Below are 26891 nucleotides of genomic sequence, written 5' to 3'. Positions count from 1 at the left end.
TAGTCCCCTCCCCGCGCTATCCTGGGGGGTGATGATCGATGTCGCCACCACCTGGCAGCAGGCATGCACGGCGCTCGCGGGGGACGACTACGACACGGCCTTCAGCGTGCTGGAGGGTGCCCTGCACGAGGCTGACCGCCCTCAGAAGGCGCGGCTCTCGCTCTATCTCGCCAGCGTGCAGGCCCTCTACGGCGACCCCGCCACTACCGAAGTCGGCTTGGCGCTGCGCGATGCCCGCACCGCCGACCCAGCGATTCGCAGCGACCCCCTGTACGTGTCTCTGAGTGCCGAACTCGACGCCCGGCTGCGCGGCCCGGACGCAGCCCCGCCCCCCCCGGAGGTGCGGGAAGCCGCCGAGCCGCTGGCCCGTTACCACGCCCTCGCGGCGCTCTCGATCGCGGGGCACCCCGCGGAAGCCTTAGAGATTCACCTGCCCCTCACGGAGCTGCCCCCGCACCTGCGCTGGCGGCTCAGGAGCTGGCAGGCCGATGCGGAAGAGAGCCTGGGCCATCCAGCAGAAGCGCGGCACCTCTACGCGGAAGCCGCCCACCACGCTTCCGGCCTCAACCGGGCGGTCATGCTGCAAGAGGGCGCGGCCTTAGAGCTGCAACTGGGAGACACCGAAGCGGCGCTCTCGCTGCTGGAGCAGGCCCGGCCCCTCTACGGCAGGCTGGGCGCGGAGGAAGAGGGCCTCAACCTCGCCACCTGGCACTATCTCCGGGCGCAGGCCCTCTTGCAAGCGGGCAAGCCGGACGACGCGCTCACCAGCATCCGCGAGGCCGACCGGCTGGAGCGGCAGCACGGCGACCCCAGCTACGGGGTGGCGCTGGTGTGGGGGCAGGTGCTCACCCACCTGGGCCGCCACGACGAGGCGCTCGCGCAGTTCACGCGGGCGCTTGACCTGGCCGGGGACGGTGACCGCCCCTTTGCCCAGCACGAGCTGGGGGTGGCCCTGCTGGACCTCGACCGCCCGCTCGAAGCCCGCGAGCACCTGGAAGCCGCCCTCGCGGACCCCGACTACCCCTACCGCCCGGAGGTCCTCGCCGACCTCGCTGAGTGTGACTACCGCCTAGGCCGCCTTCAGGAAGCGCAGCTCGCCGCCGAGCAGGCGCTCGCACAGGGCGCAGTGATTCCAGCGAGCATGGTCCTGGGCAATGTGGCGCTGGAGTACTACCACCTCGACGAGGCGCTCGACCACTTCGAACGGGTGGTGCGCGAAGCCGCTCAGGGCAGCCGCGACTGGGTCATGGGCCACCAGATGGCCGCCGACGTGATGGCCCAGCAGGGCTTTCGCGACCCTGCCGCCGCCTACGCCCACGCCCAGCAGGCCCTGGAGTTCACCCCCGAAAGCGACGACTGGCGCGGCACCCTCGAAGATCACCTCCGCAAGGCGGGAGCGCTGCTGGGGCAGGGGGGCGGGCGCACGCTGAACTAGCGGGAGGCCGACGGCAAAGAGCAGAGGGCCTTGGCGGCCTCTGCTCTTCGTATGGTCCTGTATCTACTTGCAGCGGATGTCTTCGCCGAAGTACTTCAGGGAAATCTTCTTGTAGGTGCCGTCGGCCATCAGCTCCCGCAGGGCCGCATTGACGGCGTTGCGCAGCGGCGCATTGCCCTTTTTCACGGCGATGCCGATTTTCTCCTGAAAGAGCATCTCGCCGAGCTTGAGGTTCGCCTGCGGGAACTTCTTGCGGGCTTCCAGGGCGACGAAGCGGTCGGTGATAAAGGCGCTGACCCGGCCCGACAGCAGCATCTGGAGGGCGTCGGCGTTGGTGGGGTAGGTCTTCACGCCCCCCAGACCGGGCAGCCCCTGCGCCCGCTGCGCGTAGGTCGTGCCGAGCTGCACGCCAACGGTCTTGCCCTTCAGGGCCGCGACGGTGAGGGGACCATTCGACTTGGCGAGCACCACCCCGCCGGAGCAGTAGTGCGGGTTGGCAAAGTCCACCGCCTTTTGCCGTTCGGGGGTGATGCCGTGGCTGGACACGACCAGGTCGAAGCGGTCCTGGTCCAGGCCAATGAGGAGCGTGTCAAAGCCGCTGGGCCGCCACTCCACCTTGACGCCGAGCTTGCGGGCAATGGCCTCGGCGAGTTCGGCCTCGAAGCCCACAATCTTTTTGCCCTGGGTGTAGGTGAAGGGCGCGTAGGTGGGTTCGGTGCCCACATACAGCACCCCCGACGCCTTAATCGCCGCGAGGTCACGGGCCGAGGCGCTGCCGAGGGCGCAGGAAAGGAGGGTCAGGGAGGCCAGGGCATACTTATGCATCGGTCTGGGGTTATAGCGCGTGGGGCGGACGCGCCGATGTGAGGGACCGGGGAGGCGGGACGGGCCTCAGCCCCCCAGCCCCTCCCGCAGCGCCGCCGCCACCTTCGCGGGGTCGGCCTTGCCCCCGGTCGCCCGCATGACCTGCCCGGTGAAAAAGCCCAGCAGCGCCGTCTTCCCGCCCCGATACGCCTCCACCTTGTCGGGATGGGCGGCGAGCACCTCGGCCACCGCCGCCGCGAGCGCCCCCTCGTCCAGGCCCGCGCCCAGGCCCTCGCGCTCGATGATGGCGAGGGGGGCCTCGCCGGAGGCCGCCGCCCGCGCCAGCACGTCGCGGGCCACGCGGGTGGTCAGCTCGCCGGAGGCCAGCCGCTCGGCGAGGGGCGCGAGGTCCGCCACCCCCACCCGCACCGCGCCCGCCCGCAGCGGCCCCGCGAGGTCATTGACCGTCCAGGAGGCGACCTGCCCGAAGGTCGGGCCGGGCCGCGCCCCCGCCAGGAACGCGAGCAGCGCCGGGTCCCGCGCCACCGTGCGGGCGTCTGCCGGGGACGCGCCCAGCCCCGTCAGGCGGGCGACCTCGGCCTCCTGTTCGGGGGTGAGGGGGGCGGGCTGGGGCTTGTGGCCCGTGGTCTGCGGGGCTTCCGCCTTCGGAGCAGGCTGGGGCGCTTTGGCCCCTGCCTTCGGCGCGTCCTTGCCCGCCTCCTTTGCCCAGGTGTCCTTGAGGGTGATGATGCGCCCAAAGACCAGCGCGTCCTCGCGGCTGTCTACAGGGTCCCGCCAGAAATAGCCCTGGCGCTCGAACTGGTAGCGGGTGTCTTGGGGGTCGCCCGCCACGCTGGGTTCGACGTAGCCCCGCGTCACGCGCAGGCTTTGCGGATTCAGGAAGCGCAGGAAGCCCGCGTCGAGGGGCGCGGCCTCGTTCTCATGGCTCAGGCGCTCCGGGTCGAAGTCGGGGGCGAGGTCGTCCGGATGGTCGCCTTCGGGGTGGGGCACTCGGAAGAGGCGGTCGTAGAGGCGGAACTCGGCGGGGAGGGCGTGGGGGGCGCTCACCCAGTGGATGACGCCAGCGGCCTTCGCGTCCTCGCCCAGCAGGGTCGCGTAAATGGTGGTCACGTTCCCCGCCTCGTCCGTCTCCACCTCGTCGGCGCGGATGATGCCCGCCCCGCGCAGGCGCACAGTGCCGCCCCGCGTGAGGCGCTTGTACCCCTTGGGCGGGTCGGGCGAGAAGTCCTCGCGCTCGATGTACAGCTCCCGCGAAAAGGGCACCTCGCGCACGGCCCGTTCGGGGGGGACGCGCTCGCCGCTCGGCAGCGCAACGAGGCCGTCCGGCGAGTCGCGAATCACGTCGTGGGGCCAGTAGGGCAGAGAGAGGACGCGGGTCTCCCCTTCCCCTTCCGGCAGGTTGGTCAGCACGACCAGCAGGGGGTCGAGTACCGCCATCACGCGGGGGGCGCGGTGGTTGAGGTCATCGCGCACGGCGTTCTCGTAGACGGCGATATCCACCGTGCGGTTGGTGCGGCTGACCCCAATCTGGGCGGCAAAGGCCCGCACCGCTTCGGGCGTCACCCCCAATCGGCGCTGTGCCCGCAAGGTGGGCATGCGCGGGTCATCCCAGCCAGAGACGTAGCCTCCCTCGACGAGCCGCCGCAGCTTGCGCTTGCTGGTCACGGTGTACTCCAGTCCCCGGCGGCCAAACTCGTACTGGTGGGGACGAGGGTCAAAGCCGAGCCGCTCCATCAGCCAGTCGTAGATGGCGCGGTTGTCCACGAACTCCAGGCTGCACATGGAGTGGGTGACGCCTTCTAGCGCGTCTTGCAGCGGGTGCTGGAAGTCGTACATGGGATAGATGCACCACGCGTCTCCGGTGCGGTAGTGGTGCCCGCGCAGGATGCGGTAAAAGACCGGGTCCCGCAGCTTCATGTTGGGCGAGGCGAGGTCAATCTTGCCGCGCAGCACGTGCGCCCCGTCTGCGAACTCTCCGGCCCGCATCCGGGCAAAGAGGTCGAGGTTTTCCTCCACCGAGCGCGAGCGGTACGGGCTGGGCGTGCCGGGGGTGGTCGCGTCGCCGCGCAAGCGGGCCATCTCCTCGGCGCTCACCGAGTCGACGTAGGCGTCTCCCTGCCGGATGAGCTGCTGGGCGTACTCGTAGTAACGCTCAAAGTTGTCGGAGGCGTAATACAGGTGCTCGCCCCAGTCCCACCCCAGCCAGCGCAGGTCGTCTTGGATGGCCTCGGCGTACTCCATGCTCTCGCCTTCGGGGTTGGTGTCGTCCATCCGCAGGTGGTAGCGCCCGCCGTACTGCACCGCCGTCTGGAAGTCAAGGAAGGAGGCGAAGGTGTGCCCCAGGTGCAGGTAGCCGTTCGGTTCGGGCGGAAAGCGGGTCACGACCTGCGGGTATTTGCCCGCCGCGAGGTCGCGTTCGATGATGTCGGTGATGAAGTTGGGAGCCACCCTGGGCGCACGCATGGGGGCAGGATAGCGGCCCCCGCGTGCTCACCTGCGCCGTCGCGGGCCGGAGCGCGGGCGTAGGCTGCTCCCCATGAATGGCCCCGTTCGCGTTCGCCGGGTCACCGACCCGCGGGACCCCGCCCTCGCCGCCTTCGGAGAGATTCAGGAGCGCAGCTACTACGCCCCTGAGACGCTCATTCCGCCCGCCGCCTTCCCGCGCCTCGTCGCGAGCGGGGACCGGGGGCCGCGCCGGGACCGCATCCTGGTCGCCCAAGACCCTGCCGGGCGGGTGCTCGGCGGCACCGTCTATCACCTGCTGCCGCAGGCGGGCTTCAGCTCCTTTCTCGCGGTGGCCCCGGAAGCGCGGGGGCAAGGGGTCGCCCACGCGCTGAACGCGGCGCGGTTGGAGGACGTGCGCGCGCACGGGCTGGCGGGCCTCTTTGCCGACAGCGTGTTCGCGGGCCGCCAGAGTCCGGAGGCGCGGGCCGCCGAAGCCCGCATCGGCACCGACCCCCAGGCCCGCCGCCGCGCCCTGCACGCGCTGGGCTACCGCACCGCCGACCTCCCCTACTGGCAACCCGTGGGGGGCGAGGACGGCGGCCCCGTCACTGACCTCGACCTGCTCTTTCACCCGCTAGGTGGGGCCGACACGGTGCTCACCGCCCTGGTCGCCGCCACGCTGGAGGCCTACTGGTCGGGCTGGCTGGGCCGGGAGCGTGCCCGCCAGGAGGCCGAGGCCCTCGCCCAGCGGACCGGGCAAGAGCCAGGCTTTATATCTTGACTGAGACCAAGAAAAAGGGCTGATAGGGAGTTGTGCAACCACCCATCAGCCCACTGCCCTTTTTAACCCAAATCCCGGACTGGCGCGACCAGAAGCGCATCACATACCCCTGGGAGACGCTCTGGACGGTCATTCTGGTCGGCCTGCTGTCTGGGCCGGAAAACATCCTGGCGCTCTCTCAGTGGCTGCAAGGGCAGCGCGAGGTGCTGACACAGCACCTCGCGCTCGATCGAATCCCACAGCAAGCCATGATTTACCGCTTCTTCTGGTCCCTGGATAGCCACCTGGCCCAGCTCCAGACTGCCCTGTTGGCCTGGGTCAAAGCCCACCATCCTGCGGCGCACGACCGGCTTGTCCTCTTGGCCGGGGATGGCAAAGTGCTGAAGGGAAGTGGGCGAGAGGGCCAAGCGGCCCTCTCGTTCCTGTCGGTGTTTTTCCACGAGTTGGCGTTGACGGTGACGCAGACAGATCAGGCGGGACGACACGAGGCCAAAGGGATGGGGGAACTGCTGGCGACGATCACAGCCGTCTTCGGTGAGCACTGGTTGCTGACCTTGGATGCCGCGTACACCGAGCGTGGCTTCACCACACAGGTGATTGAGGCAGGCGGAGCCTACCTTGTTCCCCTCAAAAACAACGTCAAAGGGCTGAAGGAGTGGGCCGTGCTGGCCTTCAGCTACCCCGTCCAGAACGGCGTCACGGACGTGGAACACCGTAGTGGAGAGGTGTGGGAGCGGCGTACCGAAGTCATCACGGACATTCCCGAAGCTATCTCTCAAGCCCTTCCCGAAGTAAAGACGCTGATCCGCCGCGAACACCGCATCACCCGCCGAAACGGCACTCAGACGAGAGAAGTCCGCTATGCCGTCAGCAGCAGGCTGCTGACGGCCAGAGAGGCCGAGGATGTCTGGCGAGGACATTGGGGAATCGAAAACCGCTCGCACCATCGTCGCGACACTGTCCTTCACGAGGACCGATGCCGTCTGCGCAAAGGTGCTCAAGGACGCGCTGTCCTCAATGGCGTGGTCCTGGCCCTGCTGTCCTCACAGACGCGTCACGTCACCGCACTGGTTCGCCAGCTCCGCCTCAACCCCCTGGCTGCCCTCCGTCTCCTCAGCCCTCAACCGAGTTGAGATAAAAGCCTGGTCAAAAGCGGCTACGGCCTCGACTTCGGAGCCGAGCGGCGCATGCTGGAAGCGGTGCGCGAGCTGGAGGCCGAGTTCGACCTCATTCCCACTCTGCTGCTGCACGTCCCACCACAGGAGGGCCGCGCCGAGTACGTCCGCGCCGTCTGCGAGGACCTGATTCCGGGGGTGGCCCGTGAGGGGCTGGCCCAGGCCGCCGACGTGTTTTGCGAGCGAGAAGCCTTCAGCGTCGCGGAAACGCGGACCATCCTGGAGGCCGCCAGGGCGCACGGCCTGGCCACCAAACTCCATGCCGACCAGTTTCACACCCTGGGCGGGGTCGAACTTGCCTGCGAGCTGGGGGCGCTCAGCGTGGACCACCTGGAGGCGAGCGGCCCCGCACAGGTCGCGGCGCTGGCCGCCTCTTCCACGGTGGCAACCGTCCTCCCCGGCGTGACCCTGCACCTCGGCCTGCCCACCGCCCCCGCCCGCGCCCTGGTGGACGGGGGGGCGTGCGTGGCGGTGGGCACTGACCTCAACCCCGGTTCTTCGCCCCTTTTCAGCGCGGGGCTGGCCCTCGCCCTTGCCGTGCGGCTGTGCGGCCTCACCCCCGCCGAGGCGCTGACCGCCTGCACCGTGAACGCCGCCGCCGCGCTGGGCTTGGGGGACCGGGGGGCGCTGGTGCCCGGCGCGCGGGCCGACTTCCTCGCCCTGCATTCCGCCGACTGGCGCGACCTCGCCTATACGCTGGGGGTCAACCCGGTGCGCGGGGTGTACGTGGGCGGCCACCCCATCAACCCCAGCAAGGAGACTCGCCCGTGATTCTGGACCGACAGCTTGACCTGGCAACGTTTCTGGCCGTAGTGCGCGGCGGCGAACCCGTCGCCCTCGCGGATGCGGCCCGCGAACGCGTGCGGCGGGCGCGGGCCGTCGTCGAGCGCATCGTAGACGGCGAGGAGGCCGTTTACGGGGTGAACACGGGCTTTGGCAAGTTTGCCACCGTGCGGGTAGACCGCAGCCAGCTCGCCCTCCTGCAACACAACCTGCTCGTGTCGCACGCGGTCGGGGTGGGGGAGAGCCTGCCCAGCGAGGTCGTGCGCGGGATGCTGCTGCTGCGGGCGCAGTCGCTCGCGCTGGGGCATTCGGGGGTGCGGCCAGAGGTCCTGGAGCGCCTCCTCGCTCTGCTGAACGCCCGCGCCCACCCGGTCGTTCCCGCGCAGGGCAGCGTGGGCGCGTCGGGCGACCTCGCGCCCCTGGCGCACCTCGCCCTTCCCCTCGTCGGCCTGGGCGAGGTGGAACTGAGCGGCAAGGTCCGTCCCGCCGCAGACGCGCTGGCTGAACTGGGCCTCGCACCGCTCGTGCTGGAGGCCAAAGAGGGCCTCGCCCTCATCAACGGCACCCAACTGATGGGCAGCCTCCTCGCCCTCGCCCTCGCCGACGCCCGCACCCTGCTGGGCACCGCGAACCTGGCCGCCGCGATGACGGTCGAGGCCCTCTTCGGCTCGCACCGGCCTTTTTCGGCGGGGGTGGTGGCCCTGCGGCCTCACCCCGGCGCGGTCGCCGTGGCCGCGGAGGTCCGCGCTTTCCTGCGTGGCTCGGCGATTGCCCCCGCCCACGCCGAGTGCGGCAAGGTGCAGGACGCCTACAGCCTGCGGGCGGTGCCCCAGGTGCATGGAGCCACCCACGACGCCCTCGCGCAGGCCGGACGCGTCCTCGCGGTCGAGTTCGCCTCCGTCACCGACAACCCCCTTATCTTTCCGGACACCGGGGAGGTCATCTCTGGCGGCAACTTCCACGGCCAACCTCTCGCCCTCACCGCCGACGCCCTTAAGGTCGCGCTGAGCGAACTCGGCAGCATCAGCGAACGGCGTACCGAGCAACTGCTGAACCCGGCCCTCTCTGGCCTGCCCGCCTTTCTCGCGCCGCAGGGGGGCCTGAACTCCGGGTTGATGATTGCCCAGTACACGGCGGCGGCCCTCGTAAGCGAAAACAAGGTGCTCGCTCACCCCGCCAGCGTGGACTCCATCCCGACCTCGGCCAACCAAGAAGACCACGTCTCCATGGGGGCGCACGGGGCGCAGCAGCTGCGGCACATCCTGGAAAACGTCGCGTCCGTGCTCGCAGTAGAGGTGCTCGCGGCGGCGCAGGCCCTCGACCTCGGTGCCGGAGCACGCGGGCTGCGGGCGGGCGCGGGCGTACAGGCCGCCTGGGAGCGGTTGCGCCGCGAGGTCCCCTCCCTAGAGCACGACCGCCTCTACCGCCCTGACCTGCTGCGGGTGCGTGAGCTGCTCGTCAGCGGGGAGCTGCTGCGGGCGGCGCGGGAGGCGGCGGGCGCGGACCCCGAACTTCATCCCGCTTAAAGACTGTTCCCCGCCGAGGGAACACCCCCGCAGGGTATGGCAGTCTGGAGGTGGGACGCCGGAGCTGCCCGCAGCCCCTCGCTCGGCTTGGCCCGGCCTCCCAGGAGGATTCATGAGTGACCAGAACCTTCCCCAGTCTCCCGCCACCGAACAGACCCTGACCACCCGGCAGGGGCATCCCGTTCGCAACAACCAAAATCAGCGCACCGTGGGGACCCGTGGCCCCGCCACGCTGGAGAACTACCACTTTCTCGAAAAAATCAGCCACTTTGACCGCGAGCGCATCCCCGAACGGGTCGTGCACGCCCGTGGGGCCGGGGCGCACGGCTACTTTGAGGCTTACGGCAAGGTCGGCGACGAACCCGTCTCCAAGTACACCCGCGCCAAGCTCTTTCAGGAACCCGGCAAGCGCACCCCCGTCTTCGTGCGTTTTTCCACCGTCATTCACTCCAGCCACTCGCCCGAAACCTTGCGCGACCCGCGCGGCTTCGCGGTGAAGTTCTACACCGAAGATGGCAACTGGGACCTCGTCGGGAATAACCTCAAGGTGTTCTTCATCCGCGACGCCATCAAGTTCCCGGATGTCATCCACGCCTTCAAGCCCGACCCGGTGACCAACCGTCAAGACGGCGGGCGCATCTTCGACTTCCTGAGCCAGACCCCCGAAGCGATGCACATGGTGACCCTGCTGTTCTCGCCCTGGGGCATCCCGGCAAACTACCGCCAGATGCAGGGCAGCGGCGTGAACACCTACAAGTGGGTGAATGACCGGGGCGAGGCAGTGCTCGTCAAGTACCACTGGGAACCCCTTCAGGGAGTGCGGAACCTCACCCAGCGTGAGGCCGAGGCGATTCAGGCCAAGAACTTTAACCACGCCACTCAGGACCTCTATGAGGCCATCGAGCGCGGCGACTACCCGCAGTGGGAACTCTTCGTTCAAATCATGTCGGACGGCGAGCATCCTGAACTCGACTTTGACCCCCTCGACGACACCAAAATCTGGCCCCGCGACCAGTTCCCCTGGCTCCCGGTCGGCAAGATGACCCTCAACCGCAACCCGGAAAACTACTTCGCCGAGGTCGAGCAGGCTGCCTTCGGCACGGGGGTCCTCGTCGACGGCCTGGACTTTAGTGACGACAAGATGTTGGTGGGCCGTACCTTCTCGTATTCGGACACCCAGCGCTACCGGGTCGGCACCAACTACCTCCAGCTCCCCATCAACGCCCCCAAAACGCATGTCGCCACCAACCAGCGCGACGGCCAGATGGCTTACCGAGTGGACACCGCGCCGGGCCAGAATCCGCACGTCAACTACGAACCCAGCACCATGAACGGCCTGCGGGAGGCCCCGCGGGATGTGGCCGAATACACCCCCTGGGTGGAAGGCCATCTCCAGCGTGCTTCGATCGAGCGCACCAACGATTTCAAACAGGCAGGCGAGCAGTACCGCGCCTTCGAGGACTGGGAGCGCGACGACCTGATTTCGAACATCGTCGAGAACCTCTCTGTCGCTACCCCGGAAGTGCAGGCCAAGATGGTCGAGCTGTTGACCCAGTGCGACGAGGACTATGGCCGCCGAGTCGCCGAGGGCCTCGCCGAGGTGCGCCGGGGCCGCGAGGACCGCGAGCGCGAGGCCGTTGCGCAGGCGCAGGAACGCAGCCGCGAAGCGCAGCCGTACTGACCCCCTTTCCCCCCTCTCCCCGGTCGGAGGGGGGGTTTTCTATGCTCTCACCATGAACTGGCGGGCCGTGCTGGGGGACACCTACCGGGAGGCGTTGGCGGCGGTCTCCCCGGCACGGCTGCTCGCGCCGCACCTTACCGGGCCGCCGCCCGACCTGGTGGTCGCCTTTGGCAAGGCGGCCCTGCCCATGCTGCGGGCGGCGCTGGAGGCCTATCCGGGAGTGCCGGGCCTGGCCGTGCCGCCCCGCGACGCGGCGGACCTGAGTGCCCCCCCCAGGGCCGAGGTCTATCCCGCTTCCCACCCGGTGCCGGGGGCGGACAGCGTGCGAGCGGCGCGGGCAGTGCTGGCCCGCGTGGCGGCCCTCCCGGCAGGGAGCCGCCTGCTGGTGCTGGTGTCGGGGGGCGGCAGCGCCCTGCTCGCGGCCCCCTGGGGGGTGACCCTCGCGCAAAAGCAGGCGCTGACCCGCGAACTTTTGGCGGTGGGGGCCGACATCACCCAGGTCAACACCGTTCGCAAGCACCTCTCGCGGGTCAAGGGCGGGCGACTCGCCGCCGCCACGCGGGCCGAGCTGCGGGCGCTCCTGATTTCGGACGTCATCGGGGATGACCCCGCTGTCATCGCCTCTGGGCCGACCGTGCCCGACCCCACGACCTTTGCGGACGCCTTGGCAGTCCTGGACCGCTGTGGCCTGGTGGCCCCCGCCGCCCGCGCCCACCTGGAGGCCGGAGCGCGGGGCGAGGTCCCGGAAACCCCCAAACCCGGCGAGCTGCCCCACGCCCAGGCGCAGGTCATCGGCTCCGGGCGGGTGCTGCTGGAGGCGGCCCGCGACGCCCTCGCCCGGCGCGGTGTGGCCGCCCGCTTGCTGTCGGCCACCCAGGGCGGCGACGTGCGCGACCTCGCGGCTTGGCACGCGGCAGAGCTGCGGCGGCAGTGGCCCCACCGGACAGCCCCGCTGGTCCTCCTCTCCGGCGGGGAGGCGACCGTCACCCTGCGCGGCGACGGGGTAGGCGGGCGCAATCAGGAGTTCGCCCTGTGGCTGCTGCGCGACCTGGGGGCAGCGGGCATCTACGGACTCTCGGCGGGGTCCGACGGGCGGGACGGCAACAGCGCGGCGGCGGGCGCGTTCCTGACCCCCGATTCGCTCGCGCGGGCGCGGCGGCTGGGCCTCGACCCCGACACGTTTCTTGCTCGCAACGACTCTGGCACCTTCTTCGCCCGCTTGGGGGACGCCCTCGTCACTGGGCCGACCGGACACAACCTCGGTGACCTGCGGCTGCTCGTGCTCTCCCCGCCGTCCCCTTTGTGAGAAGACGGTGACAGGGGGCGGTGTACCTTGCCGGAGCATGTCTCCCCTCCTTCCTCCAGAGGAGCTGGCCCGGCTGGAGGCCCTGGCCCGTTACTCGGTCCTGGATGACCTTCCGGCGGAAGCGTTTGCCCGGCTCGCCACGCTGGCAGCCCAGTTTTTTCGGGTGCCCATGGCGTTGGTCAACTTCGTCACCGAGGACGCGGCCCGTTGCCAAGCGGGGATTGGGGTCGACCTGCGCACCGTCGACCGCTCGGTGTCGTTTTGTACCTACACCCTGGGCCAGTTGGAGGTCTTGGCTGTGCCCGACCTGACGCGGGACGCCCGCTTCCTGGACAACCCCTTGGTGACTGCGCCGGGGGGGTACCGCTTCTATGCCGGAGCGCCCCTGACCACCCCCAGCGGGCACAACATCGGCACCCTCTGCGTGCTGGACACCGAGCCGCGAGAGGCCGTCACCCCCGCCGAGCGTGAAGCCCTGCGCAACCTCGCGGCCCTCGCCGTCGACGAGCTGGAGCTGCGGCGGGTGGCCGCCGAGCTGGAGCGCGAAGCCCGCGACCGCGACCGCCTGATGCACGACCTGCGCCGGGTGACCCGCCACAGCGAAACCCTGCTCGCCATCTCCGAACTCGCGGACCTCGACCTGCTCCCGCACGAGCTGGCTGAACACGCCGTCCGCTTGCTGGCGGAGGTCGCCGACCTCGACTGGGCCGGGCTGGTTCTCTTGGATGGCCCCGCCGAGCCGCGGCCCCTTTGGCAGACTCCAGGGCTGCCTTTCTCTCTGACAGGCTGCCTGACGCGCCCCTGGCCCTGGGCCACCGCCCTTGGCAGCGAGACGGCGCGGTTTTGGAACACCGGAGCGGACCTCGCCCGCTGGCGCCCGGACCTCGCCGGGGCAGGGGCTTGCGTGGCTGCGCAGATTGCGCTGGGCACATCCGGCGAGCAGGCGCTCTCGCTCCTTGCCGTACGCACTCGCCCACTGCCCTGGACCGCTGCCGAGCGGGCGCTGCGTCATGACAGGAACGCGCCGCCGCGCCGAACTGAATGCCGCCCAGCGCGAAGCGAATTTCGACGCCCTCACGGGCTTGCCGGGACGCCGCGCCTTCGAGCGCGACCTGGAGGCGCGGGTAGCCGGGGGGCAGCCGTTCGTGCTGGTGCGCTGCGGGTTCACGAACTTTGGGGTTCTCAACGGGGCGCTGGGCCATGTGGAGGGCGACGCCCTGCTCGCGCGGTGCGCGGCGACATTGGCTTCTGGTCTCTCCGGCGACGACCGGGTCTACCGCCTCGACGGGGTGCAGTTCGCTCTGCTGCTCTCGGTTTCCCCGGAAGGCGACCGGGGTGCCGCCGAAGGTCAAGCCCGCGAGGCCCCCGCCCGCGCTCTGGAGGCTGCCAGAGACGCCGGATATGAGTTGCCGGGCATCAGCGTGGGCGCAGCTCTCTGGCCGCGTGATGCCCGCTCCGCCCGCGCCCTGCTGCACCTTGCCAACCAACGCCGCCAAGCTGACGAACGCCGCAGCCCCGCCGTAACGTCTGGTCAGCGGGAAGAGGGCTGATGCGGGGGGGCGCTCAGGCCCAGGCGTGGAACATCAGCACGCCCTCGTCGAGGCTGCCCCCAGCCTCCAGCGGTGGAACCCCCCTTAAGCACCGCCAGGGCCTCACGGACCACTGCCGGGTCAAACTGCCGCCCGGCCTGCGCTTCAAGTTCCGCGAGAGCCGCTTCTTTGGTCCAGGCAGCCTTGTACGAGCGGCGGTGGGTCAGGGCGTCGTACACGTCGGCCACCGCGACGATGCGGGCGACCAGCGGAATCTCTTCGCCGGACAGCCCGCAGGGGTAGCCCCCGCCATTCCAGTGCTCGTGGTGGTGTTGTGCGATGGCTTCGGCCATTTGCAGCAGGTGGCTTTGTCCTCCCGCCAGGATGCGGGCACCAATCACGGTGTGGCGCTGCATTTGGCAGTACTCCTCCGGCGACAACGGCCCCTCCTTAAGAAGAATGCTGTCGGGAATGCCAATCTTGCCCACATCGTGCAGCCGCGCCGCAATCCGCAGCAGCTCGACTTCCTCTGCTGGCATGCCCAGCCGCTCCCCGATGGCCGCGGAGAGTTGTCCGACTCGCCGGGTATGGTCTCCGGTGGTGTCGTCGCGGTATTCGGCAGCCACCGCCAGCCGGGTGACGACCTCGATTTGCGCGAGTTCAAGGCTGAGGGTGCGGTCGCGGACCTCGGCTTCGGCGGTGGCACGGGCTTCCTCGGCGGCCACCATCCGCAGGCGGTTGAGTTCTGCCTGATGCTGCGCCCGTTCAACCTCAAAGCGGGCGGTCATGCTCTCCACCCGCTCATCCACCTCGGCATTCAGCAGAGCACGCTCCCGCTCGTAGAGGGTTTCGAGCCGCTGAAAGGCCGTTTCCAACTCGCCCCGGTCCGCGTACAGGCGGTACAAGGACCGCAACGCGTCGCATGCCGACTTGGGCCGCCCGATTTCGTCGGCCAGTTGCAGCGCTTGCTCCAGCGTCGCGATGGCTTCCGGGGCTGTCTGCCGCCGCAGGTGCGTTTCGCCCAGATGCAGCAGCACATCGAGCCGTCCCTCGATGTCCCCCGTTTCTATGGCAATTTGTTCGGCGGCCCACAGCGCGTGCAGGGCATCATCCATGCGGTCCCAGGCCATCAGTACGCGGGCGAGGCCATCCAGAGCGGACAACTCGCCGTACCGGTTGTGCAGCTCTCTGGAGAGGTCAAGGGCCTCGCTGTAATGGTCATGCGCCGCTTCCAACCGCCCCAGCTCATACTCGACGCTGGCGATATTGAGCAGCGCGATAGATTCGACATTCTGGTTCAGGTGCTCGCGGGCGGACGCTAGGGCTTCGGAAAAATATTGGAGCGCCTTCTCCAGGTCCCGCATGTCCTGGTAGAGATTGCCCATGTTGAGGAGAAGGTGACTTTGTATTTTCGTAAGACGCTTGTATTTTGATTCACCATTTACTAATATTCTATAGGCGTCGGTTAGGCACTCTGCGGCCTTGGTATAGTTGCCAATTTTAGTCAAGAGATCCCCCATATTTCCCAGGGTCTTGACCTGTCCATACAAATCCTGTTCATTCAAATATGATTTTAGGACCGTCTCTAGCTCCCGCAATGCACGTAAAGAGTCTCCAGTTGCGTGATAAACACCCGCCAACAAGCCTCTAATTTCTGTATGTTTCTCTGCTTGTGCCTGTGAATTCAATGCTCTCTGTGCGTGTTCACGAGCTGCGTGCCATTCACCCAACTTGGTTGACATTACAGCTAGGGAGTAGTTTACTTCTGCCGTTCCATCCTCAGCTTGCATTTGCTCATATAGCGCTAGAGCTGACCTATACCGCTCCTTAGCCGCAGCATAGGCTTCGCGGGCAGCTTCCAACCGACCGAGTTGCAGCTCGGCATCTGCCATCGCCCGGAGGTCTCCCTGTTCCTGAGCGTGCGAGAGCGCGGCGAGCGCAGCCTCATACTGTTGATCGTTGCCCACGCCCGTCAGCTTAGCCGCAGCGCCTCTCAAAATTCTTACGATTTTTCAACAAAGCACCCAGTCCCGTGGCGGGGCAGCCACGGGGCTGGGCGTCTTGCCAGAAGGGTTAGAGCACGTCGCGCAGGAACGCCGCGAGGTTCAGCAGGCCCTTTCGGCCCAACTTGTCCTTGTAGGACTGGTTCTGGCCATTGTTGTAGACATCGAAGCCCGTCTCGGCCATCTTCTTGGTGACGTCCTTGAGGGGCACGCGGACGCCCTGCCCCAGCGCCAGGGCGAGGCCGCCCGCCACCATCGGAGCCGACATCGAGGTTCCGGTCCAGGCGGCCATCATGCCGTCGGGCGCGGGCGAGTAAACCGACTCGCCAGGGGCGTTCAGCTCCAGGTTGGCGTGATAGTTCGAGAAGGACGACTTGTTCCAGCTCGTGTCGAGGCTGCCCACACTCAGGCTGCGCTCTCCCGAAGGACCAGCGGCCATGTCATAGGCCGGGTAGCTGATGGACGCACGGTTGTCGTTGCCCGCCGAGGCGACGACCAGGACGTTGTGTTTCTCGGTGGCCCTCTTGATGGCCTCTTGGACCACTGCCGAGCGCGTGGTGCTGCCGAGGCTCAGGTTGATGACCTTGGCCCCCCGCGCCACAGCCCAGTCGATGGCCTGGGCGACATGCAGCACATCTCCGGAGCCATCCGGCCCCAGCACTCGCAGCGGCAGAATCGTCGCCTTCGGGGCCACTTGCAGCACGATGCCCGCGACCCCAGTGCCGTGCCCGTAGCCACCTTCGCCCAGCACACCTTCCTCATCGGGGTTGTTATCTGCGGCATAGAAGTCACGCCACTCGCTGGCGGGCGCGAGCGACCCGGCAAAAGCGGGGTGGTCTACATCCACGCCCGTGTCAATCACGGCGACCTTGACCCCTGCGCCGAGCTTGGGAGCCAGGCTGTGGGCCTGCTCCAGACGGATGGTCTGGAAGTTATTGGTGTTTTCGGGGATGGGACCGTATTGGCCAGTGATCCATACGGAGCGCCCCTCAGCCCAAGTGCTGAAATCACTTGTGATCCACACCGACCGTCCCTGCATGGTCGCTATCGTGTCGGCGGAGAAGGCGTTCAGGTTGCTCTCCGGGGTGCCCGCGAGGTTTAGTGCTCGCAAGCCAGAGCCGCTCGCCTGCGCATCCGAGAGGCCCAGCACGGCATACCCTTCGGCAGCGTCAAACATCAGGGCCGGAGCGCCGTACATCGCCTCAACCTGCTCGCGGGTGCTGCCAACCGGCACGCGCACCTGCATCACGTGGCTGGGCCGCACCGCCGCCTCTGGCGCGGTGCCCGTAGGCCGCTGCTGTGAGCAACCCGCCAAAAGCAGAGCGGAAAGTAAGAAGAAGACCCCGTGAGAGCGCTTAACCATGACAACCTCCGTGAGAATAGACTAGCGTAGCCGCTTCGTTTCTCAGAATCCTAACCCACTCTGGCCACCTGGGGTGGCGTAGGGAACCGAAGGCGTCTTCAGAATGCGGGGGGGTGGGTGGGGGTGGGGAAGGCTCCCAGTCCCGCTGGGCATGCGCCCACAGACGCCACTCTTGAACGGTCAGGGCCACTTCTTCACCAAGCACCTCCTGAACTTTTCCCGAATCCTCCGCGACCTTACCAAGCGGCTCGGCCAAGGAAAATGTGGGTGCAGCTCGCAGTGCTTAGAGGTTCTTTAGTTTACTCACACAAACCGCTCAACGGCGTTCAGGGTTTGGGGGGTGGTTCCCCCATCATCTCCTCACCGGGGATGAAAAGATGACGGAGGTCGGGCGCGGGGGGCGCGCCTGGGCTGGTCGCTTGGCCAGCAGGAGCCAAGCCGGAGCAGGCAGCCCCTTCTATGGGCATGCTCGGCTGACGCTCAGGAATCAGCGCAAGTGGGCTTATCCTCCAACGTGGACCACCGGACGCCGGGTGACATCCGGCTCGGCCACCCGCAGCACCTCGTGGGTCAGCGGCGGAATATCGCCCTCGCCCGCCAGGAGGAAGCGCAGGGCATTTTGCGCGGGGCCTTTTTCGCTCCATTCGAAGTACACGTGGGGCGGAACACCCGTTTGGTCACGCACCCACAGCAAGACAGCGGCGAGCGTGTTGGGCACGCTGCTGCCCCGTGCCCGCAAGACGGCGTGCGGCCCCACCCACACCCCGCACACCGGCACCACCGTGCTGAACTCGCTCGCGTCGGTGACCGCCACTTCCAGAAAGAGGGCCGCCTCCCCCGGTGAGAGGTGGTTGTCAAGACGCACTTCCAGCGCCTTGAGGCGGTATTCCTCCGCATCGCCCTCGTTGAGGCGATTGGCGATAAAGCGCACCGGCAGCCCCCGCGCCACCACCTCCTGCACCATCTGCTGCGCGGCGTCGTCCAGCACGACCTGCTGCACCCGCAACTCGGTGCTGCGCCGCACGCGCGAGGCCGCGCTCACCAGCACGATGGCGAGCACGAACAGCAGGGCAATCCACAACCCTTCGGGGCGGTCGCGCACCGTGACCACGCTGGTGTAGATGAACAGCAGGCTGATGAGGCCAAAGGCCAGGGCCGCGCCCCGGTGCCCCCGCCCGCGCTCGGTCAAAAAGACCGCAATCGCCGCCGAGGTCATCAGGGCCAGCACACCCGTTGCGTATGCCCCGGCCTGGGCATCCACGTCGGCCCGGAAGAGCAGGGTGACCACGGCGCTGACCCCGACAAACAGCACGACCAAAGGCCGGGTTGCCCGCGCCCAGTCGGGGGCCATCCCGTAGCGCGGCAGGTAGCGCGGCACGATGTTGAGCAGCCCCGCCATCGCCGACGCACCCGCAAACCACAGAATCAGGATGGTTGCGAGGTCATACAGGCTGCCGAAGCCGTCGCCCAGCCGCTCATGGGCGAGGTAGGCCAGGGCGCGGCCATTGGCCTTGCCGGGAGGGGTCTCCACCGTGACGCTCGCCGCCCCCCCCTGTGGCGTCACGGTGACCGTAAAGGGCACCCGTCCCCCCACCGTGTCGGCCTCCAGCGTGTAGGTTCCGGTGCGTCCGGCGGGCAAGACGAGCGCGTGGACCTCGCGGGGGCGGGTGGGATGGTCCAGGGGCACATTCGCGACGGCGCGGCCCGCCCGCAGGTCCGCCGTGCTGACGGTTTTGGTGATGGTGGTGGAGGCCCAGAACTCGTGGCGGGGAATCAGCAGGGTAGTCACCAAGCTGGACCCCAGCAGCATCACGCTCATGACCAGCGCGGCGGTCGTCAGCAGCTTGCGGGTGTTGCGAATGCGTCCCTGTGGCCGCTCTGGGCGGTCGCCCGGCTCGCCGCGCACGAGTGGCATCACGACAACCCCGGTTTCGAACCCTGACAGCCCCAGTGCCAGCGCCGGGAACGCCAACAAGGCCGCTCCTGCAAGCGCGAGCGGGGAGGGAAAAGCCCCCGTCAGTGCCCCCCACCACCCACCGAGCAGGTCGGGCCGCGTCAGCACCTCCGTCAGGCCGTGCGCCACGACCACCAGGCTGAGGCCCAGGTAGACGGCCACAATGCCCACCGCCAGCCCGATGGCTTCCTTGAACCCCTTGAGGAATACCCCCCCCAGCAACCCCAACAACAGCAGGGTCACGGCAATCCGCTGGCCCTCCAGCACGTCGCGCAGCAGCGGCGTCTCCAGCAGGTGCGCGGTGGCGTCCGCCGCCGAGAGGGTGATGGTGATGACAAATCCGGTGGCGACAAAGCCCAGCAGCGAGAGCACCAGCAACTTGCCCGGCCAGTAGGCGAGCAGGCGCTCCAGCATGGAGAGGCTGCCGTCCCCGTGCGGACTCTCGCCCGCGACCCGGCGGTACATGGGCAAGGCACCAAAGAGCGTGACGAGCACCAGCACGAGCGTCGCCACGGGGGCCAGTGCTCCCGCTGCCAGCGCCGCAATCCCCGGCTGATAGCCCAGGGTGGAAAAATAATCCACCCCGGTCAGGCACATCACCTTCCACCAGGGCTGGGTGCGGTGCTCGCGCCTCACTTCCTGCTCGCCCTCGTAAAAGCCTTCCGGTTCCGGCGTCTCGGTTTCTAAAAACCAGCGCCGAACGGCACCGGAGAGGACGTGAGACGAACTCATGGGCGGAGTCTAGGTCCGCTTCCTGCCCCCGCCCACTGGCCAAGTGGCCAGTGGGCGCGTGCCCGTTCAGCCCGCCCGCGGGGGGGGAACCACCCGCCGCGCCCGGCCATCCCCCGCCGCCAGGGCCGCGTCTCCGACCGCCGCCGCCGTGCCCGCCCGCACGAGCGCGACGAGCGAGCCGCCGAAGCCCGCCCCGGTCATCCGCGCCCCGTACACGTCCGGGTGAGCTTGCAGCGCCGTGACGAGCGCGTCGACGACCGGGTGCGAGACCGCGTAGTCGTCCCGCAAGCTGGCGTGCGAGGCGTTCATCAGCCGCCCGAAGTGCTGCGGGGTCACGCCCGGCACCACCGCCTCCAGCACCCGCCCGTTCTCGGTGACGACATGCCGCGCCCGCTCGCGCAGGGGCGAAGGCAGCCCCTCCACTGCCGCCGGGTCCGTCACGTCGCGCAGTTCGGGCACGCCGAGCAGCCGCGCCGCCTCCTCGACCTCGGCGCGGCGCTCGTTGTAGCCGGACTCCGCGAGCTGGCGGGGCACCCCGGAGTCAATGACCAGCACCTCGGCCCCCTGCGGCAGCGGCAGCGTCTCGCGATGCAGGGTGCGGGTGTCCAAAAAGAGCATCTGCCCCGCCCGCGCAAAGGTGCTCGCCATCTGGTCGAGAATCCCCGACTTGACCCCGACATACTCGTGCTCGACCCGCTGCGCGAGGAGGGCCAGCGCCTCGTCATCTACGTTCAGCACGCCGAGGTCACGCAGCGCCCGCAGGCAAGCCACCTCCAGCGCCGCGCTGCTGGAGAGGCCCGCGGCCATCGGCACCTCGCTCGTCACGTGGACATCCAGGCCCTCGCGCGCTCCCCCCAGTGCGAGCGCCCCCGCCACGTAGCGGGCAAAGCCCCCGGCGGCGTTCTCGCCGACCCCGAAGGTGGCGTGCTCGTCCAGGTCGGCGGCATAGGCGTGGTGCTCCCGCGTGCCGTTGGGCGCGAGGCGCACGGTCGTCTGCTGCGGGATGGCGGTCGGCAGGACGTACCCGCCCTGGTAGTCGGTGTGCTCGCCGAGCAGGTTGACCCGGCCCGGAGCGCGGGCGGTGACCCTGGGCGGGTGGCCGAAGACCTCCTCGAACGTCTTCATGGAACCTCCAGCCCCCGCAGCTCGGCGGCGGCAGCTTCCGGGAACTTGTCGTTGGCGAACTCGCCCGCCCCCTGCTCGGTTCCGGCGAGGTATTTCATCCGGCCCGGTGCCCGCAGGTAAGGGTACAGTTCGATGTGCAGCGGAAACTCCGGGTGCGCTTCCCCCCCGACCGGGGCCTGATGGACGGTCAGCAGGTAGGGCATCCGCACGCCGAAAAGAGCGTCGAGCCGCGTGAGGGCGTCTTTGAGCACGCGGGCGAAGGCCAGCCGCTCCGGGCCAGTGAGGTCCGAGAGCTGTCCCACCGGGCGGGTGGGCAACACCCACGTTTCGTAGGTGTAGCGGGCAAAGGGGGGCACCACGCTCAGGGCCTCCCCCTCGTCGCGGAGGATTCGGCTTCCGGCCTCCCGCTCGGCGGCCACGAAGTCCGCGAGCCAGGGCCGCCCCTGCTCCTCGAGGTGTGCCTGCGCCCCCGCCAGCATCCGCGCCTGCACGGGCGGGATATGGTCGTAGGCGTAAATCTGCCCGTGCGGGTGGTGCAGGGTCACGCCGACCTCCACGCCCCGGTTCTCAAAGGCGAGGACGCTGCGAATCTTGCCGGTTGCCGCCAGCCGCGCTGTGCGGTCGGCCCACACCGCGAGCAAGAGGGCGGTCTGCGCTTCCGAGAGGTCCGCGAGCCGCCCCACCGGGTCCTGGCTAAACACCACCACCTCGCACTTCCCGGTACCCGCCCGCTCGGAGGGATGGGCCGGGTGCGGCGGCGGCGGCGCGTCCAGCGTGAGGCTGGGAAAGCGGTTGTCGAAGACGGCGAGGTCATAGTTCCCCTGCGGCAGCTCGGTGGGATGTTCGGGGGTCGTCGGCGCGAGCGGGTTGTACTCCGGCGGCGGGAGGAAAGTGCGGCCCAGGCGGTGCGCGGCGTACATCACCCACTCGCCGCGCAGGGGATGCCAGCGCATGGTGGGGCGCGGGACCGGGGGGTCCCCGGCGGGGCTGGGCACGTCGCCCCGGACCTCGATGGGACGTAAGCCGTAGAGGGTCAGCGCCCGGCCATCGGGCTTGGTGAAGTCGGCGGCGTAAAAGGGGAGGGGTGCGTCAGCCACGGGACACCTCGCGGTAGCCGTGAGCGGGAATCTCCTCGGCCTCCGCCCCAGTCAGGTTAAAGGTGCCGCGCCCGAAGTGGGTCACGGCTCCGCCAAGGCTCTGAGTCAGGGTACGGGGGCGGTCGGGCGTGCTGGGTTCCAAGCAGCGCCGCAGCAGCGCCAGCTCGCGCTCGTCCAGCCCGCCGAGGGGGTCGCTGCTCGCCCGCAGGCCGCCGATGACATCCAGCATGCCGGCGAGTGCCCCGCGCTCCTCGTTCCCCAACAGGCTGAGTTCCCGCCGAGCGATCATCACGTCCGGGTCAGGCTGGTACCACGCGTGCTGGTACCAGCGCGAGAGGGCCGTGTGCAGCGCGTTGCGGGCCGAGGGGCCGGTTGCGTCCCCCAGCCACACCCGCCGCGACTCCTCATCCCAGAAAGGGGCCACGTCCGGCCCGGTCCGCATGGCGTCCACCAGCCCGATGCTGCTCGCCAGCGGTGCCCCGCAGCCCAGCAAGAAAGCGTCCTCGCCCGCCCCGTCGCGCAGGGCCTGCATCCCCATGCGGTACGCCCCCGCCCGGCTCACCGTGGGGTCGTGCCGCACCCCCGGCAGCGCCCCGCCAAACAGGAAATCGAGCTTAAGGTAGTCGTACCCCCACCCCCGCGCCGTGGCCGCGAGGTCGCGCAGCCAGGCGAGCACCTCCGGGTGCGTCGTATCGAGGGCGTGATACGGCCCGCCCCAGTTGTGCCCCGCCAGGAGGGGCGTGCCGTCCTCGCCGCGCAGCAGCCACTGCGGGTGCTCGGCGGCCAGCCGCGAGGTCGGCGCGGCCAGAAAGGGGGCCAGCCACAGCCCCGCTCGAAACCCCAGCTCCGCGAGTGGCCCCGGCAGGTCGCGGGCGTGCCCGCCGAAGCTGGGGGCGGGGTCCAGCCAATCCCCGATGTCCGCCTGAAAGCCGTCGTCGAGCTGAACTACGTCGAAGGGGAGGGTGCGGGCGCGGGCGAGGCGGGCATTGTCCAGCACAGCCTCCAGCGTCACGTCCCGGTAGTACGAGTACCAACTGCACCACACCCGCAGCGGGGGCGGGGTGCGGGCGTGCATCTTTTGCCCTAGCCGCGCCGCGAGGGCCTCCACCGTGCGGATGACGTCCCCCGTCTCCTCCCAGAAGACGTCTGTGGGCGGCCCCTCCTGGGTGCAGGTGACCTCGGTGACCCCTTGCCCGGCACGGGCCTCCCAGCCGGTAAAGGTGCTCGTGGCGTCCCCCGCCGCCCCCACCCAACCCCCCCCGTCCGGGCGAATCAGAGCCATCAGCGTGTGCGAGCGCCACACGCCCGCCTCGCCGCTGGGGAGGAAAGCAGGGTCGTGGCCCTGCTCGTGCCGCCAGCGCATTAGCGGCACGGCCTGACGTTCGGTCAGGAACCGCAGCTCGGCCTCGCTCCAGGACTGGTACCCGCTCACGAGCACGCGCAGCTCCTGCGGCGGGACCGCCAGAAGCCAGCGGCGCTCAGCGCTCATGGTGCACCTCGAAGCTCACCGGCGGCAGGGTCCGGCCCTGCCAGATGACCGGCTCCGGGTTCCAGTTTTGTACCAAAGTGACCCCGGCGCGGCGGCTGAGCCGCACCCCCTCCGGCAGCTCGGTGTGGGGCACCCCGGCCTCGTCGAGGACCCCCCGCAGCACGTCGCGGACGAGGGGCGGGCTGTGCGCCCCCACCACCACCGCGTTCCCCTGCCGAATCACGGCGGGTTGTCCATTCAGCGGCCCCCCCTCATACGTGTGCGTGGCCCGTGCGCCCCGCAACCGGTAGCTCTCGGCCCACAACTGCGCTGCGTACCCGCCGCTGACCGCCTGGGTCAACCCCGGACGCAGCGAGTCGTACTGCTGCAACTGGGCACCGACCAAGGACGTCAGCGGCCCAAACTGGCCTTCTTCCCAGGTGGCTCCGCTGGGAGTACGGAAGGCCGTCCGTGGCCCGCAGACCAAGTGGGCACCCCCCGCCAAGGCCGCCCCCCACTGCTGCGCCATCTGCACCGTCACGAGGGTGATGGCGGGCGCGACGATGACCGCGTAGCCGCTCAAGTCGGTCTTCGCACTGGTCACGTCCACATCTACCCCCAGGGAACGCAGCGCGGCGTAATAGGCGACCGTCTGCGCCCAGTAGCTCAGGGCCGCGCTGTGCCGCTGTTCGTCATAGAGCCACAGGCTCTCATAGTCATGCAGCAGGGCCACCCGTGCGCGGACCTCGCCCAGCGGAAACTGGTGGGGGTCCAGCCCGGCGACCTCGGCATACCCCCGGTCGGGGGTCTCGTCGTGACGCAGCAGGCCGGAGTGCAGCACCTCCTGAGCCATCGTGGCCGCTCGCCAGCGAAAGTAACTCACCCCGTCGGCCCCATGCGCCCATGCCTGCGCGGTCCAAAGCTGCACGGCCCCGTCTGCGGGGAGGGGGTTGTACGGTGCCCAGTTCACCTGCCCGCACTGTTGCTCCATCACCCAGAAGCTCCCCCCTGACCCCCCGACCAGCCCCCGGTACAGGTCATGGTTAAACGCGACCAGGTCGGGGTGTCCGGTGCGGGCGTAGCGCGTCTTGAGGTTTTCCCCCGTTCCCGGCGGCGCGAAGAACTCCAGCATCCCGGTCGGGTAGTTGTCCCAGCTGGCGAAATCCAGCTCCCGCGCGACCTCGTAATGGTCGAACCCCGACTCAAAAATCATGAAGTTGTGGGTGACGAAGCGCCCCGGCGACCCTTCGCGCAAGATGGCCACCTGTTCCGCTTGAAAGTCCCGAATCAGGTCGGACGCAAAGCGGAAATAGTCGAGGACGTGGGCTGGGTTGGGTTCAGTGACGGTGAGAACCGGCGGGCGAATCTGTGCCCAGTCGCTGTACTCCATGCTCCAGAACACATTGCCCCAGGCTGCATTGAGCGCTTCCAGCGTGCCGTACTTCTGCCGAAGCCAGCCGGGAAAGGCTTCCGCGCTTGCCCCACCATACGAGCGGCCCGTGCCGTGACAGGCGAACTCGTTGTCGGTTTGCCACCCCACGACCGCCGGGTGCCGTCCGTACCGTTCGGCCAGCGCCCGCGTGATGCGCCGGGAGTGCTCGCGGTACACCGGAGAAGCGAAATCATAGTGCCGCCGGGAACCAAAGTCGCGCACGCGGCCTTCCTGGTCGTGGGGCAGGATTTCGGGATGGGCGCGAATCAGCCAGGCGGGCGGGGTAGCGGTGGGCGTACACAGCACCACCCCCAGCCCCTCGGCAGCGGCCACCTCTAGGGCGCGGTCCAGCCAAGCCCAGTCGTACTCGCCAGGGCGCGGTTCGAGACGGCTCCAGGCGAACTCCGCCAGACGGACAAAGGTCAGGCCCAACTCGCGCTGTTGCCGGGCATAGGCGCTCCAGCGCTCTGGGGGGACGTGTTCGGGATAGTCGCAAACTCCAAGCTGAAGGTGCAAGGAAGGTCCAGGGTGCTTCATACAGCGTCCTTTGACATCATCATCCTTTCAGGGCACTCCCGCGCTTAGCCTTTGACGGCGCCGGAGGCCAAGCCCCCCTGCCAGAAGCGGCCCAGGGTCAGAAAAGCGAGCAAAAGGGGCAGGATGCTGACGAGTGCCCCCAGCACAATCACGGTGTAGAGGGGTTCTTGCCCGCTAGAGCTGCTCGTCTGGTTCCAGACGCTCAGCCCCAGCGTGAGCGGGAACAGCTCGCTGCGGTTGACCACCACCAACGGCAGGAAGAAGTTGTTCCAGGTGCCCACAAACGCGAACAGCCCCACCGTGACCAGCCCGCCGCGCACCAGAGGCAAGCCGAGCTGCCGGAAGATGGTCCAGTCGCCCGCCCCGTCGATGCGAGCGGCCTCCATCAGCTCGCGTGGAAAGCCTGCGTCCCAAAACAGCCGCATCAGGTACAAGCCGAAGGGGTTGACCAAGGAGGGAAGAATCACCGCCCAGTAGGTGTTCAGCAACCCCAGTTTTTGCATCATCAAAAACAGCGGAAGGACCAGCGCGGTCCCCGGAACCATGATGGTGGCGAGAATGAGGGTAAAGAGGACATTCTTGCCCCGGAAATCGTACGCGCTGAAGGCATACCCCGCCATGGCGCTCACGAGCATGCTGCCCACCGCCGCAGCGCCCGCATACAGCAGGCTATTGAGCAGCCAGCGTACGAAGATGCCGTCCTCGCGGGTGACCAGCGTCTGCCAGTTCTCGGCGAGGTGCCCCGGTGACGCGAACCACAGCCCGAAGGTGGAAAAGAGCTGCCCGTTGTCCTTGAAGATGGTCACGAGCACCCACCACAGCGGCAGCAGCGAGTATGCGGCAAAGAGCGTCAGCGCGAGCAGTTGTAGGGGCGTAAAGCCGGGCCGCCGGGGACGGGGCGCGGGCGGGGCGTGGGCAGGCGGCGACAGCGTCACAGGGCACCGCCCCGCCGGGTGAACCGCAGAAACACCGCACTGAGCAGGAACGTGAAAACCGCGAGCAAAATCGCCAGCGTCGCCGCGTAGCTGAAGTTTCCGTCGCGGCTGGCGACCAGGTAGAGGTACACGTTTGGCGTGATGTTGTCCGGCACGTAACCCAAGGGCCGCAGCACAAAGGGTTCTGCAAAAATCTGCATCGTGCCAATGATGGAAAAAATCAAAACGAGCAGCAGGCTGGGCCTGAGTAGCGGCAGCTTGATAAAGCGGGTCAAGGTCCAGCCTGAAGCGCCGTCTATTCTGGCTGCCTCATAGAGGTCGGCGGGGATATTTTGCAGGGCAGCATAGAGGGTAATCATGTTGTAGCCCGTCCAGGTCCAGGTGACGATGTTGGCAATGCTCCAAAGCACTACGTTGCTCGCCAAGAAGTTGACACAGCTGGGGGAGAAATGCGAAAGGGACGGTGCTGATGTGCCGTCCCGATCTCACTGTACTGCCGCTGTCCACCGCTGTCACCCTGCTCAGCCGCTGGATCACTCCACATATTCCGGCAAAATTGCTGCACCCACACGAGAAAATCTCCGACGCCGATCTCCTGGCCATTGCCCTGCTCCAGACTCAGGAGTTGCACCTTGCAATTTTGAGTGAATAGCCGTGCTGGCGCAGTGGGCTGGCCCCAAAGTTTGGACGGTTTCGAGTAGAGACTCGGCTCAGGAGAAGGGTACACCATGGGCTTTTCCTGCTTGACCAGGGGAAGGT

18 protein-coding genes and 3 pseudogenes are annotated in these 26891 nt (G+C 68.4%); 10 read left to right on the top strand and 11 right to left on the bottom strand.

All coding sequences use genetic code 11. The features are described 5' to 3' along the window. Positions 1–31 precede the first annotated feature (31 nt). Positions 32–1435, top strand: coding sequence for a tetratricopeptide repeat protein (locus tag H565_RS0102215; protein WP_027459603.1), 1404 nt, complete (start codon positions 32–34; stop codon positions 1433–1435). A 63-nt stretch (positions 1436–1498) separates the two neighbouring features. Here the strand turns inward: H565_RS0102215 and H565_RS0102210 are convergent, their stop codons facing one another. Both H565_RS0102210 and H565_RS14035 read right to left on the bottom strand, forming a co-directional pair. Further along, positions 1499–2260, bottom strand: coding sequence for an ABC transporter substrate-binding protein (locus H565_RS0102210; protein WP_027459602.1), 762 nt, complete (start codon positions 2258–2260; stop codon positions 1499–1501). A 66-nt stretch (positions 2261–2326) separates the two neighbouring features. Further along, positions 2327–4723, bottom strand: a complete 2397-nt coding sequence (locus H565_RS14035) for a glutamine--tRNA ligase/YqeY domain fusion protein (RefSeq protein ID WP_034408096.1) — start codon at positions 4721–4723, stop codon at positions 2327–2329. A 73-nt stretch (positions 4724–4796) separates the two neighbouring features. Between H565_RS14035 and H565_RS14030 the strand changes: the two genes are divergently transcribed. The 8 genes and pseudogenes from H565_RS14030 to H565_RS17005 all read left to right on the top strand — a co-directional run bounded on the left by H565_RS14030 (position 4797) and on the right by H565_RS17005 (position 13507). Further along, positions 4797–5486: a GNAT family N-acetyltransferase gene (locus H565_RS14030; protein WP_034408094.1), complete on the top strand. Its 690-nt coding sequence runs from the start codon at positions 4797–4799 to the stop codon at positions 5484–5486. 32 nt (positions 5487–5518) lie between these two features. Beyond that, positions 5519–6619, top strand: coding sequence for an ISAs1 family transposase (locus tag H565_RS16225; RefSeq protein WP_157468853.1), 1101 nt, complete (start codon positions 5519–5521; stop codon positions 6617–6619). Positions 6620–6631: 12 nt separating this feature from the next. Then, a pseudogene (hutI, locus tag H565_RS16220) lies at positions 6632–7432 on the top strand (imidazolonepropionase); the annotation flags it as partial. Then, positions 7429–8970: a histidine ammonia-lyase gene (hutH, locus tag H565_RS0102190; RefSeq protein ID WP_027459601.1), complete on the top strand. Its 1542-nt coding sequence runs from the start codon at positions 7429–7431 to the stop codon at positions 8968–8970. The pseudogene hutI and the gene hutH, both read left to right, overlap by 4 nt. 112 nt (positions 8971–9082) lie before the next feature. Continuing rightward, on the top strand, positions 9083–10651 hold the full coding sequence (locus tag H565_RS0102185; protein ID WP_027459600.1) for a catalase: 1569 nt from the start codon (positions 9083–9085) through the stop codon (positions 10649–10651). Between the two features lie 52 nt (positions 10652–10703). Beyond that, positions 10704–11957, top strand: coding sequence for a glycerate kinase type-2 family protein (locus H565_RS0102180; protein ID WP_027459599.1), 1254 nt, complete (start codon positions 10704–10706; stop codon positions 11955–11957). Positions 11958–11994: 37 nt separating this feature from the next. Next, a pseudogene (locus H565_RS17010) lies at positions 11995–12444 on the top strand (GAF domain-containing protein); the annotation flags it as partial. Between the two features lie 523 nt (positions 12445–12967). After that, a complete protein-coding gene (locus H565_RS17005) occupies positions 12968–13507 on the top strand; it encodes a GGDEF domain-containing protein (RefSeq protein ID WP_027459597.1) in 540 nt (179 codons plus the stop codon). Here H565_RS17005 and H565_RS14020 read toward each other — a convergent pair. The 9 genes from H565_RS14020 to H565_RS14010 all read right to left on the bottom strand — a co-directional run bounded on the left by H565_RS14020 (position 13489) and on the right by H565_RS14010 (position 26542). Then, complete coding sequence (locus H565_RS14020; protein WP_245576150.1) at positions 13489–15228, bottom strand: HD domain-containing phosphohydrolase; 1740 nt, start codon at positions 15226–15228, stop codon at positions 13489–13491. The genes H565_RS17005 and H565_RS14020 overlap by 19 nt on opposite strands. 331 nt (positions 15229–15559) lie before the next feature. Next, complete coding sequence (locus H565_RS0102160; RefSeq protein WP_027459596.1) at positions 15560–16852, bottom strand: S8 family serine peptidase; 1293 nt, start codon at positions 16850–16852, stop codon at positions 15560–15562. Between the two features lie 502 nt (positions 16853–17354). Further along, the gene (locus tag H565_RS0102155) at positions 17355–19538 is read right to left on the bottom strand and encodes an APC family permease (RefSeq protein ID WP_027459595.1); all 2184 of its coding nucleotides are present in this window, start codon (positions 19536–19538) and stop codon (positions 17355–17357) included. Positions 19539–19604: 66 nt separating this feature from the next. Beyond that, positions 19605–20663, bottom strand: coding sequence for a galactokinase (galK, locus tag H565_RS0102150; RefSeq protein ID WP_027459594.1), 1059 nt, complete (start codon positions 20661–20663; stop codon positions 19605–19607). Beyond that, a complete protein-coding gene (galT, locus tag H565_RS0102145) occupies positions 20660–21760 on the bottom strand; it encodes a galactose-1-phosphate uridylyltransferase (RefSeq protein ID WP_027459593.1) in 1101 nt (366 codons plus the stop codon). The genes galK and galT overlap by 4 nt, the downstream gene beginning before the upstream one ends. Beyond that, positions 21753–23249, bottom strand: a complete 1497-nt coding sequence (locus H565_RS14015) for a glycoside hydrolase family 36 protein (RefSeq protein WP_034408090.1) — start codon at positions 23247–23249, stop codon at positions 21753–21755. The genes galT and H565_RS14015 overlap by 8 nt, the downstream gene beginning before the upstream one ends. Beyond that, the gene (locus H565_RS0102135) at positions 23239–25197 is read right to left on the bottom strand and encodes a beta-galactosidase (protein WP_027459592.1); all 1959 of its coding nucleotides are present in this window, start codon (positions 25195–25197) and stop codon (positions 23239–23241) included. Before H565_RS0102135 ends, H565_RS14015 begins: the two co-directional genes overlap by 11 nt. A gap of 44 nt (positions 25198–25241) precedes the next feature. After that, the gene (locus H565_RS0102130) at positions 25242–26132 is read right to left on the bottom strand and encodes a carbohydrate ABC transporter permease (protein ID WP_027459591.1); all 891 of its coding nucleotides are present in this window, start codon (positions 26130–26132) and stop codon (positions 25242–25244) included. Continuing rightward, a complete protein-coding gene (locus tag H565_RS14010) occupies positions 26129–26542 on the bottom strand; it encodes a carbohydrate ABC transporter permease (RefSeq protein ID WP_245576147.1) in 414 nt (137 codons plus the stop codon). Before H565_RS14010 ends, H565_RS0102130 begins: the two co-directional genes overlap by 4 nt. Positions 26543–26601: 59 nt before the next feature. Here H565_RS14010 and H565_RS16210 point away from each other — a divergent pair. Next, positions 26602–26748, top strand: a pseudogene (locus H565_RS16210) (IS982 family transposase); the annotation flags it as partial. Positions 26749–26891: the final 143 nt, after the last annotated feature.

Source organism: Deinococcus murrayi DSM 11303 (assembly GCF_000482805.1).
Classification (GTDB): Bacteria; Deinococcota; Deinococci; order Deinococcales; family Deinococcaceae; genus Deinococcus; species Deinococcus murrayi.
This window is presented reverse-complemented; position numbering and strand designations above follow the sequence as displayed.

What these genes read in the sequence shown, in the direction of transcription:
- H565_RS0102215 (WP_027459603.1), top strand. Translation starts at nt 32, where the DNA reads ATGATCGATGTCGCCACCACCTGGCAGCAGGCATGCACGGCGCTCGCG.
- H565_RS0102210 (WP_027459602.1), bottom strand. Translation starts at nt 2,260, where the DNA reads ATGCATAAGTATGCCCTGGCCTCCCTGACCCTCCTTTCCTGCGCCCTC.
- H565_RS14035 (WP_034408096.1), bottom strand. Translation starts at nt 4,723, where the DNA reads ATGCGTGCGCCCAGGGTGGCTCCCAACTTCATCACCGACATCATCGAA.
- H565_RS14030 (WP_034408094.1), top strand. Translation starts at nt 4,797, where the DNA reads ATGAATGGCCCCGTTCGCGTTCGCCGGGTCACCGACCCGCGGGACCCC.
- H565_RS0102185 (WP_027459600.1), top strand. Translation starts at nt 9,083, where the DNA reads ATGAGTGACCAGAACCTTCCCCAGTCTCCCGCCACCGAACAGACCCTG.
- H565_RS0102180 (WP_027459599.1), top strand. Translation starts at nt 10,704, where the DNA reads ATGAACTGGCGGGCCGTGCTGGGGGACACCTACCGGGAGGCGTTGGCG.
- H565_RS17005 (WP_027459597.1), top strand. Translation starts at nt 12,968, where the DNA reads ATGACAGGAACGCGCCGCCGCGCCGAACTGAATGCCGCCCAGCGCGAA.
- H565_RS14020 (WP_245576150.1), bottom strand. Translation starts at nt 15,228, where the DNA reads ATGTCAACCAAGTTGGGTGAATGGCACGCAGCTCGTGAACACGCACAG.
- H565_RS0102160 (WP_027459596.1), bottom strand. Translation starts at nt 16,852, where the DNA reads ATGGTTAAGCGCTCTCACGGGGTCTTCTTCTTACTTTCCGCTCTGCTT.
- H565_RS0102155 (WP_027459595.1), bottom strand. Translation starts at nt 19,538, where the DNA reads ATGAGTTCGTCTCACGTCCTCTCCGGTGCCGTTCGGCGCTGGTTTTTA.
- galK (WP_027459594.1), bottom strand. Translation starts at nt 20,663, where the DNA reads ATGAAGACGTTCGAGGAGGTCTTCGGCCACCCGCCCAGGGTCACCGCC.
- H565_RS14015 (WP_034408090.1), bottom strand. Translation starts at nt 23,249, where the DNA reads ATGAGCGCTGAGCGCCGCTGGCTTCTGGCGGTCCCGCCGCAGGAGCTG.
- H565_RS0102135 (WP_027459592.1), bottom strand. Translation starts at nt 25,197, where the DNA reads ATGAAGCACCCTGGACCTTCCTTGCACCTTCAGCTTGGAGTTTGCGAC.